Origin of the sequence: Bacillus sp. TH17 (genome assembly GCF_016651125.1) — a bacterium.
In the GTDB taxonomy this organism is placed as follows: Bacteria; Bacillota; Bacilli; order Bacillales; family Bacillaceae_G; genus Bacillus_A; species Bacillus_A mycoides.
Genome location: NZ_JAEKEN010000001.1, coordinates 1288251 through 1300037, shown reverse-complemented (window position 1 = coordinate 1300037; position 11787 = coordinate 1288251). Strand labels below are relative to the sequence as shown.

7 protein-coding genes and 2 pseudogenes are annotated in these 11787 nt (G+C 35.2%); all 9 read right to left on the bottom strand.

Annotated elements, in window-relative coordinates:
- Positions 1-9: 9 nt before the first annotated feature.
- Positions 10-354 carry a Na-translocating system protein MpsC family protein gene (locus JFT95_RS06565; RefSeq protein ID WP_002012015.1) on the bottom strand — a complete coding sequence of 115 codons (345 nt, stop codon included), beginning with the start codon at positions 352-354 and terminating at the stop codon, positions 10-12.
- 150 nt (positions 355-504) lie between these two features.
- Positions 505-987: a helical membrane plugin domain-containing protein gene (locus JFT95_RS06560; RefSeq protein WP_201051750.1), complete on the bottom strand. Its 483-nt coding sequence runs from the start codon at positions 985-987 to the stop codon at positions 505-507.
- 159 nt (positions 988-1146) lie between these two features.
- Positions 1147-4095, bottom strand: a complete 2949-nt coding sequence (fdhF, locus tag JFT95_RS06555) for a formate dehydrogenase subunit alpha (RefSeq protein ID WP_201051748.1) — start codon at positions 4093-4095, stop codon at positions 1147-1149.
- Positions 4064-4256: pseudogene (locus JFT95_RS06550) on the bottom strand (hypothetical protein). Before JFT95_RS06550 ends, fdhF begins: the two are co-directional and overlap by 32 nt.
- A gap of 104 nt (positions 4257-4360) precedes the next feature.
- The gene (locus JFT95_RS06545; protein ID WP_201051746.1) at positions 4361-5137 is read right to left on the bottom strand and encodes a TerC family protein; all 777 of its coding nucleotides are present in this window, start codon (positions 5135-5137) and stop codon (positions 4361-4363) included.
- Between the two features lie 156 nt (positions 5138-5293).
- Entirely contained in the window at positions 5294-8029 is a 2736-nt protein-coding gene (locus tag JFT95_RS06540) for a sensor domain-containing protein (protein WP_201051745.1), read from the bottom strand.
- A gap of 545 nt (positions 8030-8574) precedes the next feature.
- Positions 8575-9810, bottom strand: a complete 1236-nt coding sequence (locus tag JFT95_RS06535; RefSeq protein ID WP_088039114.1) for an N-acetylmuramoyl-L-alanine amidase — start codon at positions 9808-9810, stop codon at positions 8575-8577.
- A 448-nt stretch (positions 9811-10258) separates the two neighbouring features.
- Positions 10259-10488 (bottom strand): annotated as a pseudogene (locus JFT95_RS29460) (Ger(x)C family spore germination protein); the annotation flags it as partial.
- 93 nt (positions 10489-10581) lie between these two features.
- Positions 10582-11529, bottom strand: coding sequence for a DNA-binding domain-containing protein (locus JFT95_RS06530; protein WP_016119942.1), 948 nt, complete (start codon positions 11527-11529; stop codon positions 10582-10584).
- Positions 11530-11787 lie beyond the last annotated feature (258 nt).

Genomic DNA, 11787 nt, shown 5'->3' with positions numbered 1-11787 from the left:
ATCCTTCTCTCACGTTATATTTTTATCAAAGACAAACACGGAAACTGCAATATCTTCATCTACTTTCATATCAGAAAACAGATGAACTAACTTCGCACCAACAAGTTCTTCTAAATGTTCATGAGGATTAGCCACATACACTTCTTGAATCATTTTCGTTCGAGCCATATGAACCATTTCCGCCCCATCCGTAGTTCCCGAAATAAATTTCTCAGTAGGTGTTAAATTCCCATAAAGTGTTGCAATAGCCATGTTCTCGGTAAATACAGTATGAATTCTTTCCGGCCCTTTCCCGAACAACTCTTTTCGAAGCTTTCGGATCATATCATTAAATTCATGTACCATTTTTGACATACTCTCATTCCTTCCTAGTTATTCCATCACAACTATTTTAACAAAATGATCATTTCGTCTAAACTATTTAATAATGAGACGAAATGGATCATCTTTTACAATTACCTCAAGTACGCAAACAACATATGAAATACTACTATTGTTGCTTATCTATTCTTCTTTTAACCCTTTACCCATGCCTTTTAAGAAATGAAGACCAAATCCGATAGCACGATTAATATCTGGATCCTTCAGTACTTTCATAAGGTCTAATATTCCTACTTTCTTATTACTTTGCAGATGCTGATTCCCTTCATCCATACCTATTAATACACTACCTATAAGTTTTTTAGTAAGTTCCGGATCAAGTTCTGTTAAAGCTCCTGCAGCGCCCATCATATTATTAATTAAATTTGTAACTGGTTCACGGGTGACTTGGCCTAGAACAATTTTTGCGATTGGTTCTTTCGCTTTCAGCATAGAATTTGCAGCTTCTAGCATCCCAATGTCATTCAGTTCACCTACTATATTAAACATTTGATTTAAAGCTTCTTCATTATTAGCTAGAAGTTCTTTTAAATCTTCGAGTTTTTGTTGTTTAAGTTCTTCCTCAGTTAGCTCCTGCTTCTGGATCGCTTGAATAGGTGCCGCCATATTCTTTTCTCCTCCCTATTTATCCCGCTATTTGCGGGCAGTAAGACCCCTACCTCAAAATTCAATGAAAGCCAAGAAGTTAGGTGGGGGTTGGGCTGCCCATAAAAGCCCGATTGGTGAAGGCTAATAATCAGTAGGGGATAAAGAACCCCCACCTGATTAAAGTTTCACTTTATCCGTTAAGTGTACGTATCCTGGACGAGCCCACTTGCGATTTACCTCAATGCCGTTTTGAGGGTGACGCTTTTTATTACGCGGGTTCGTTTTTGGCATCGGATTCTCTCCTTCTACTTGTAACACTTCCATACGTACTTTCGTTTGTTTATACGCAGGTGTATTCGTACGTTGATCGACTGCCGGACCAGTTAAGAAATTAATCGCCGTTTCATTATCAGTCGAGTTCATCGGTAAATACAGCTCATTCGCTTTTACACGATCCGTTACAAGTGCACGTAATTTAAGTGCTCCGAATGGAGAAACAAGGCGTACTAATGAACCAGTTTTCACTCCACGTTCCCTTGCTAACTCTGGAGAAACTTCAACGAAAACACCTGGTACTTTCGATTGAATACCAGTTGATTTATTTGTCATGTTCCCTTCATGGAAATGTTCAAGCATACGGCCGTTATTAATGTGAAGATCGTATTCTGCTGGGAATGCAGCAGGACGTACCCAATCAGCTATCGCAAAACGAGCTTTTTTGTCCGGGAAGTTAAATCCATCTTTGAATAGAAGCGGCGTATTCGTACCATCAAAACTTCCCCAGTGGAAACTGTTCCACGCTTCAAGCACTTCATAGTTTGCGTGTGCAAATAGTGGTGATAAGCTTGCCATTTCCGCAAAGATTTCACTTGGGTGATTATAGCTCCAGTTTGCGCCTAACTTATTAGCAATTGCCTGCACGATCCACCAGTCTGGTTTCGCATCTCCTAACGTTGGAAGCACTTGATATAATCTTTGTACACGACGCTCTGTATTTGTAAAAGTACCTTCTTTCTCAAGAGATGGCGCTGCTGGTAATACTACATCAGCGTATTGAGCTGTTTTAGAAAGGAACACATCTTGAACGACAAAGAATTCAAGGCTTGATAACACTTCATGTACGTGATTTGCGTTAGAGTCTACAAGAGCCATATCTTCTCCAACAAGATACATAGCTTTCATTTTTCCTTCATCAATTGCGTGAAGCATTTCAATGTTATTAAGACCTGGTTTGTTATCAATTTTTACTCCGTAAGCTATTTCAAATTTCGCACGTTCTACATCGTCAGTAACGTGCTGATATCCTGGAAGCCAACCTGGAAGTGTTCCCATATCACAAGCACCTTGTACGTTATTATGACCTCGAAGCGGATATGCACCAGCACCTGGACTGCGATAGTTTCCTGTTGCAAGAAGTAAGTTTGAAATTGCAGCGGAAGTATCTGAACCACCAGTATTTTGCGTTACCCCCATTCCCCAAAGAATACACGTACCGTCTGCATCACGAATCATTTCTGCCATTTTAACGAGAGTTTCTGTTGAAATGCCTGTAATCTCTTCTGCATATTCAAGCGTATATTCCGCGAGACTATCTTTGAAATCATCAAAGAAGTTTACATTCTCATCGATGAACTGCTGATCGTGCCAACCTTGATCAATCATATATTTCGTAACAGCCATTAACCATACTTGGTCTGTTCCTTGCTTTGGACTAATAAAGATATCCGAACGCTCTGCCATTTCAGTTTTACGAAGATCTGCAACAATTAGTTTTTGACCGTGAAGTTTATGCGCACGTTTCACACGAGTTGCTAATACTGGGTGACCTTCTGTTGGATTACAACCGACGATAATAACAAGACCCGATTGTGCGATATCTTTAATCGTCCCTGCATCTCCGCCCATACCAATTGTACGGAACAATCCATCTGTCGCTGGTGATTGACAATAACGTGAGCAGTTATCAACGTTATTCGTTTCGAACACTTGACGCGCTAATTTTTGAATAACATAATTATCTTCATTCGTAATTTTAGAAGAAGAAATAAAGCCGATAGAGCCTTTACCGTACTCTTCTTTAATAGAGCCCAATTTATTCGCCACTACATGAAGCGCTTCTTCCCAAGTCGATTCAACGAACACTCCATTTTTACGAATTAAAGGTTTCGTAAGTCGTTTTTCAGAATTAACGAAATCCCAACCGAATTTTCCTTTTACACAAGTAGAAATTGCATTAACTGGTGCCTCAGAAGTTGGTTGCACCTTTAAAATTTTGCGCCCTTTCGTCCATACTTCAAATGAACAACCTACACCACAAAACGTACATACTGTTTTCGTCTTCTTCGTACGAGTGTCACGCATCGCAGCTTCTACTTCTGACACAGCGAAAATACCGCTATATCCAGGTTCAACCTCTTTAATAAGATCGACCATAGGTTCAAGAATATCCGGCTTCAGCCCAGTCATAAATCCAGCTTCACCAAGCATCGATTTCTCCATTAAAGCATTACAAGGACAAATCGTTACACATTGACCGCAGCTTACACATGAAGAATCGTTAATATCTACTCCTTCATCCCAAATAACACGTGGGCGCTCTGCCTCCCAATCAATAGATAACGTTTCATTAACTTGTAAGTTTTGACACACCTCTACACATTGACCGCACGCGATACATTGATTCGGATCATAGCGATAAAATGGATGAGACATATCAACTTCGCCTGTATCAACTTTTGGCTCATAAGGATATTTTTGATGCTCAATTTCCATTAATTCTGCCGTATTATGCAGTTTACAATTCCCGTTATTGTTGTCACAAACCGTACAGTACAGTAAATGATTTTCCAATAAGCGGTCCATCGCCTCATGTTGTGCTGCCTTCGCACTAGTAGAGGACAACTCAATATTCATACCGCTCGTCACTACAGTAGAACAGGATCGCACAAGCTTTCCGTTAACTTCTACAATACAAGTATCACACGTTTGAATAGGATCCACTTCCGGCACGTAACAAATTTGTGGATGTTCAATTCCGTTCTCATTAATAATGCCCAGTATAGTTGAACCAGGCTCAGCATTATACTCTTTGCCGTTAATTGTAATATGAACCATGCTGTCGTTCATGGTTACTCCCCCTTTTTGAGAATAAAAAAAACTCCACCACGAAAATATACGCACCACATTTTTGGCACGTTATCATCATGGTGGAGTAGTTTATTAGCACATCTTGCTAAAATGCCAGTCCATTTATTCATAAATAAAATGATAGATTCATAACAGGTCATATCACGATTCCATCTTTAACACTGTAATTATAGCGTTAAATCGAAAAATACACAATATAATTATCATTACAAAGGACAAAGCACATAATGCTCTGACCTTTGTATTACATTTTAGGATTATTCTGAGATGACTTACTTCCCGGTGCAAACCAACCAATTAGTGCGATGGCAACTAATACTCCGTAGAAGATTAAAGTCCAAGTTGTACTGTGCGGGAAATCATGGTCTAAAATACCAATATCCTCGTGGGCAAGTGTAATTACAGCGAGTTTTACACCGACCCAGGCAACAATTGCGTATGCTGTTGTTTCCAATGCTGGACGTTTCTCCAGTAATTGTACAAACCAAGTTGCCGCAAATTTAATTAAAATAAGCCCCGCAATCCCTCCGAGAAGTACAACTATGAACTGGCCTCCATCCATACCACCGAAATCTTCTAGTGGTGAATCTGGAAGACCGAGGGCAAGAGCAACTGCGGCTAATATTGAATCGATCGCGAAAGCAAGGTCAGCTAATGCAATCTTTCCTACTGTGAACCAGTAGCTTTTACCTGCCGCTTCCTTTTCATCGTCCTTATGAATATTTTGATTGTTTTTTCCAAATTGCGCCTGAATGACATGCTTTAATCCTAAGTAAAGAAGATAAGCTGCTCCTATCGCCTGTATTTGCCAAACATTTGCAATAAATGATATAGCAAAAAGGGCTGCGAATCGAAAAACAAAGGCCATAATAATTCCGTAATTTATAGCTCTTTTTTTCTCTTCTTCGGGTAAATGCTTGGCTATAACTGCTAGTACAAGGGCATTGTCAGCCGATAACAATCCTTCTAATCCGATTAAAATTAACAATGCCCAAGCATACTCTAGCCATATTGAATCCATCCGCTTCTCTCCTTTCTAAAACTAAAATCAGATAAGGTCTTTGCTCATTAGAATTTCCTATTAAGCCAAATTAAATGCTAAAACATTTTGACAGTTACTTTGCTGTCCTCTATTTGTTATAATTTCAACAAAAAACAAATCTAGATTGTGGTTCCCTTAGAAAAGGTGACGCGACATTGTGCTTAAAAACTTGATGAATTCATCTTCACTTACAGGTTTACTGTAGTAATAGCCCTGAATTAGATAACATGCATTACGTTGTAACACTGTTAATTGTTCCTTCGTTTCCACCCCTTCTGCGATCACTTTCATGTTTAAAGTATGCGCTAGTGAAATAATGGTATGAATAATTTCATTTCCATCAGTAGAATTTCCGATCCTATTAACAAATTCTCTTGGAATTTTCAAGGTATCAATTGGATACAAAGGGAGATATGCTAATGAAGAATACCCTGTACCAAAATCGTCAATTGATAAATGTACACCATATGATTTTAATGCTTTTAACTTCGATAAGGTTTCTTTTTCATCTACCATTGCTATTCTCTCTGTTAATTCTAAATCAATCGAACTAGCAGGTACCCCTACTTCTTCTATGGTAGATATGATTGCTTGAACAAAATCTTTCTGTTCAAACTCTATAGCTGATAAATTTATCCCCATTTTTAGATTTGCATAGCCTGCAGAATGCCACTTTTTCAGTTGTCGACACGCTTCCTGTAATGTCCATTTCCCAATTGGAATAATTTCCGACGTTTCTTCCGCGATAGGTATAAATTCAAAAGGAGAAATAAGTCCCAGTTTTGGATGTTGCCAACGAATTAAAGCCTCTGCACCAATAACCATACCAGTCTTACTGTCAACTTGTGGTTGATATAATAAAAACAACTCATTATTTTCTAATGCCTTCGGTAAATCCTGTTCTAATCGTAATCGTCTTGTTATTTTTTTTGATAATGTCTCGTCATACATGCAAACAGCATTATTACCTTTTTCCTTTGCACTATACATAGCAATATCAGCATGTTGTAAAAGTGTAGTAGTATTTATTCCTCCAAACGGATACACCGCTATTCCTATACTAAGAGATAAATAAAAACTATGTTGATTAACTACAAATGGTTCTTCAGTTATACGAAATAGAGTTTCACACAAATCCAATAGCTGTTGCTCTGTGTGGTTATGGACTATGATCGCAAACTCATCTCCCCCTATTCTCGCTAGAGGAATAGCCGGTGACAGACATGTCCTAAAACGTTTAGCAACTTCTTTTAAAACACTGTCACCAATTGAATGTCCCAGTGTATCGTTAATGGTTTTAAAACGATTTAAATCTATATACAAGAGTCCAAATTCACCCTGCGTTTTTCGTGCACGCTCAATGGATTTTTCTAATTCTTTTTGGAAGAATATTCGATTTCCAATCTCCGTCACTGTATCATGGAATGCTAGATAGTTTATCTCATCTTGTTGTTTCTTCATTCTCGTAATGTCTTTTACCATTACATAACTCCCAAAAGTTTGTCCTTCTATCATAATAGGAACAATGGTGACGTACCAAAAATGAATGTCCTTCTCATTATTATTTTTCACACGTAATTGTAACGAAGCCGAACTGCATCGTTTCCCTTCCTGTAGAGCTGCTTCCAATTCAGATCTATCTTCGTCTAAAAAAATCGAGAAGCACTCTTTACCTATTAATTCATCACTGTTTTTTCCTAATAACATACTTCCAGCCTGGTTTATATTTAACACAGTACCATTTGAATTAATCGTTAAAATAGGATCTGGATGATACTCATATAATGACTTAAATCTCTCTTGATTTTTGACCAAGTCATTGGATTTGTTTATTAAATCTTCTGTTCTTTGAGATACTTTTTGTTCTAATTGATTATTAAACACTTTTAACATTTCGGTTAAATCTCTGTTTTGCATTCGTACGATAGTATGACGAATCAGCACAAATACAAATGCAATACAATTCCCAGTAATAAGTGTAGCCGAGGCAGTTTGCTCTTTTAAAGTAAAGCCAATTAATACCGCAACTGCAAGATAAGGAAATATAACAAGAAGTTTCTTCCCAAATGTGGGATCGATAATGAAATAATTCCTTCTAGAAGATGCATTCTTTGAGATCGAAGCAGCAATAGCAATTAATAATAGGAAAACTCTATACAAACACCTTAATAATATAAGTGAACGATCTGACAAATCATCTTGTAAGTAAAAATACAAGTAGTCCGTAATAGCCAATCCAGTTAATACGAGAATAAAAATAAATAATTTACTTTTCGCATTAAAAATAGCTGGTCGAAAGATTAGACTAACTCCTAATAAAAGAAGTAATAAATCTATAATCGGAAAAATAAATGAGAGAAAAACATCTCCAATTGATAAGAATAAGATATTTGCAGAAGGTTTATTAAACAGGTACCACTCTAATGTAAAAATGGCAGTAACAACAATACATAAATCACAAATTAAATACGCTTTTTCCCACTTGTTACATTCCATAATGATTTTATAAAAGAATGCAAAGAGAAAGAAGAATAAGAAAAACAACAAAAACACATCAGAGATATTAAAATTTTGTATCGGCAATTCTACATTAAGTACTTGGAAAGCGGATATAAAATTCCCGATCAAGAAACACCCTATTGCAATAGTAATGCAAACCCAGAATACTCCTAACTTAATTTTTCCGGATAATATAGAATAAAGTAATGAGATAAATACAGTAGTTTCAACAACTAAGGATGATAGTCGGATATTAAAATCTGATACAAAATAATGATTCGGAAAAACAAATAAAAATATAAAACAAAAGCTTATATAGAATATTAGAGCTATTGTTAATAAGATAAATTGCAAATGTGAATGTTTAAGCAATATATTCACCTTCTTAAGTCTTTCATCATTTTTTCAAAAATTTATTTCTAATTATTATTCATATTATGGCCATTTCAAAAGATTTCTTTCAAAATAAAGCAGCCTTACATTACACCTGTAAATATTTAATAATTTCATAACAGGAATTACAAAAAAATATGAACAGCTATGTCCTTAACACTATCAATTATTGTTATACGAACTATTTATGTAACAAGTTTATTTAATAGCTAATGAGTTCAAAGAATGTTTTCTTTGAACTCATTGTATACTGCCCATCTGAATCATATAACTTAACTATTTTTAAATTAAAATTTCACGTAAAAATAATGAATGTAGGTGTATGCCCCTATCTATTTATCTTTTTTTCTTCATAACTTCTATAGTATTCATTAAGTACGCTAACTTAAACACCGACTTATTTATAATCCTTAATAAGTCGGCGCCAGTATACACTATAAAACTAAAACACATTACAAATAACAAAATTATACTTTAGCAATTTATAAATTACTTATTCCTAGAATTACTAAATTCCCTTTTACTTATTTCAACCTATATTCAGATACATTATTTCCTTTCCATTCATAATAATCTAAAATCCCTTCATAAATGGCTTGTGCTGCAATCTGTCTACCGTTTGCCGTAGATAGTTTACTGTAATCGACACCATTATCTATAAAAGCCAGTTCCGTTAACACAGCTGGCATGCCGTTTTCTCTTATAACATGAAGATCTCCATGTTTAACGCCTCTATCACGTGTTTGAAGGGCCTCTACTAAACGTGCTTGGATCTTTTCCGCTAACACATGACTTTCTTCCACATGAGGATTTGTTTTTTCGGATTCAGAAGATTTATAATAGTATGTTTCTGTCCCTTTTGCATTACCATTATAAGCATTTGCATGAATACTTATAAAGATATCCCCCTGATTTTGCTTAGCAAATTTAACACGTTCCTGTAAAGAGCTTTTTTGGTCATGTCCAGGTCTAGTATCAGATTCACGAGTTAGTAAAACTGTAAATGGTGTATGTTTTTCGAGCAATTGTTGTAGGCGTAAGGAAGTGTCTAATACGATTTTACTTTCAGGCAATCCTTTTGTGGACTTTCCGGGATCTGCACCACCATGTCCAGGATCAATAATGATTGTTTTACTTTCTAAAGGGTTTTTCGGACTGTATTGAAGGGTATCTGTTTTGGCAGTAAGTTGTGCGGCTTCTGCACGTGTTATGAATTTATTTGGTTGCCAACCATTATCAGTACCAACAGAAATCTTTAAATCAATTAAAATATTGGCAAATTTTTCACCCCAATGTCCTTTTAAATCATCAAATTTACTTTGCCCATTACTATTTGTTCTATCTTGTAGCTTATATGCATTTACTAACATTGTTGCCATTGCAGCACGAGTAACTTTTCCAGAAGGATTAAATATTCCATTTCCTTCACCTTTAATTATTCCTGCTTTTTCAGCTGCGGCAATGTATGGCGTTCCCCAGTGGTTTTGTGAATCTGTAAAAGATGGTTTTGCATTTAAGTCAATATGTATACCAAGGGCCTTTGTCATAATTGTTGCCGCAGAAGCCCTATCTAATGTATCACTTGAACCAAAAGTTCCATCTGGATAACCACTCAATACTTTTTTATCAACTAAATAATTAACGGATTTGTCAGCCCATGCAGGAACATCTGAGAATTTATGAGTATTTGCAAATGCACTAGATGAGTAGGATAGTAGACTTCCAGCAAGAATTCCTGTAGCAATTAATTTTTTCTTCAAAATTTAGCACCTCTAAAAAATTATTACAAGTTGGTAAATATATCATTTATAGTTAATCTTTAAATAATACGACCTAGAATAAAGAATAGATTAAATCCGCATTATCCCTATATTAAAGATATCAAATACAAATCGAACTATTATTCCGAAAAGAATCCTGAGACATACACTTATAGATAGAAACTATTAAATATATTCACCAACGTCGTGTAACCAGTATAGTTACTCATATGTACGAGTGTCAATTAAAAAAACCTTACATTTTTGTAAGATAACCATGTTAATTATGTAGTAAGTAATTATTATATAATGTGAATAATTACTCGGTGTAATAAAATAGTAATCTTATATTTTAAACAAATATTAATTATCTTGGTAGGCAAATAACTTATAACAGCCACCTTTTTGGCTATGCTTTGGAATCCTACTTTACTCTTCAATTCTCCGTATTAAAAGTTTGTTGATGAAATGTAATAACAACTGTACGATTATACAACTTATTCACCTCAATTAAATCAGTTAAATATTGAGGAAAAGTCGGTTTATCTTTAAAATCATTATGTATTAAGCCCTTTCACAGTGACAATACGCATATTCCCAGTATTTTTCGGATCACAATACTACAAAGTAAGACCTAGCTCCTTCCTTTTGTACAAATTTTTGATTTACTAAAATTAATTATAACTTTTCCTCTGCCCGAAATGATTCCATACAAAACAAAAGGGAAATACATATACACTATGTATCTCCCTTTTATTTTGTACCCATTTTTTATTGTGTTACGGTCATAACTTGTCCACTACGGTCAACCATAATTTTCATTTTTCCGTCTTGAGCGTTATATAACCCTAGCTTATGTAGATCTTGTTTGCATTCTTTTACGAAGTAAGGCAATGTACGAATTTGATCGATATCCGAGCTCGTAATGAAATGAATTAAATGATGCGTCATTTCTTTAATATCATGAACGAGCTCTGCCTTCTCTCGTGTTAATCTTTCATTTTCAGCTCGTAATGAATGTAATTCGCCTTCAAGACCACGTGCGTTCTTCTCATCCTTCGAACGCTCTGCCGCCATGCTAGAAAGCTTATAGATTCCCTCCATGAACTGATGCAATTCGTGTTCTCTCTTTTCACTACATTGACTAATTGTTTCAAAGTTATCCACGATGCCAGACATAACTGTTACGAGGCTTTTTTCATCTTCTTCATTTCGAACGTCTTCATTTACTTCCTGCTTGCTTTCTTGTTTTGTCTCAACAATTGTCTCTTTTACAGGTGTATACTTACGTTTTCGCCCCGGCTTTTGTTTTTCAATATTTTCAAACGGCATCTCTTGTTTTTTTAATTTATAATACGTGTTTTGCAATTGACTTTCCGTTTTTCGGAAAAGATTCATTTCATTTTTACTAACATATTTTGAAATATTTGCGATGTTTAAGCCATGACGTTGACAAAATTGATACACTTCATACAATAGTTCTAGTTCAGACTTCAACCAAGTAATCGCTGATTTTTCATATACTCTCATACCGCCATTTTTTTCTATATCTATTTGAAATAATACCATTCTATTATATAAATCGATTAGCTCTTCATACCTGACTTGGAATTGTTTCTCTATTTTTTTAAATTCCGCCTCTAATTTCATATCGTTCGTTTTATTATTTGACATGTTTTGTAAAAGACTTAATACATTGATTGCTGTGTGGTGATACATAATCTGTGTCACTCCCCTCATCCTTTCACAATTCTCATATGACTCCCATGCCCTTTAAGAAAATAGAAATTTTTACATATCCATATTATAACATTTCGAAATTATCTGTCAAATAATTAACATATAAAAAGGTATAAAAAGTATCGAAATAAAAAATGATTTTTAACAAATATTAAAAAATAAAAAATAGCTAAGCAAAATATTATATCAGAAAAATTCTACTTAATTATATTATATGGTATTCCTAATATATTTTCA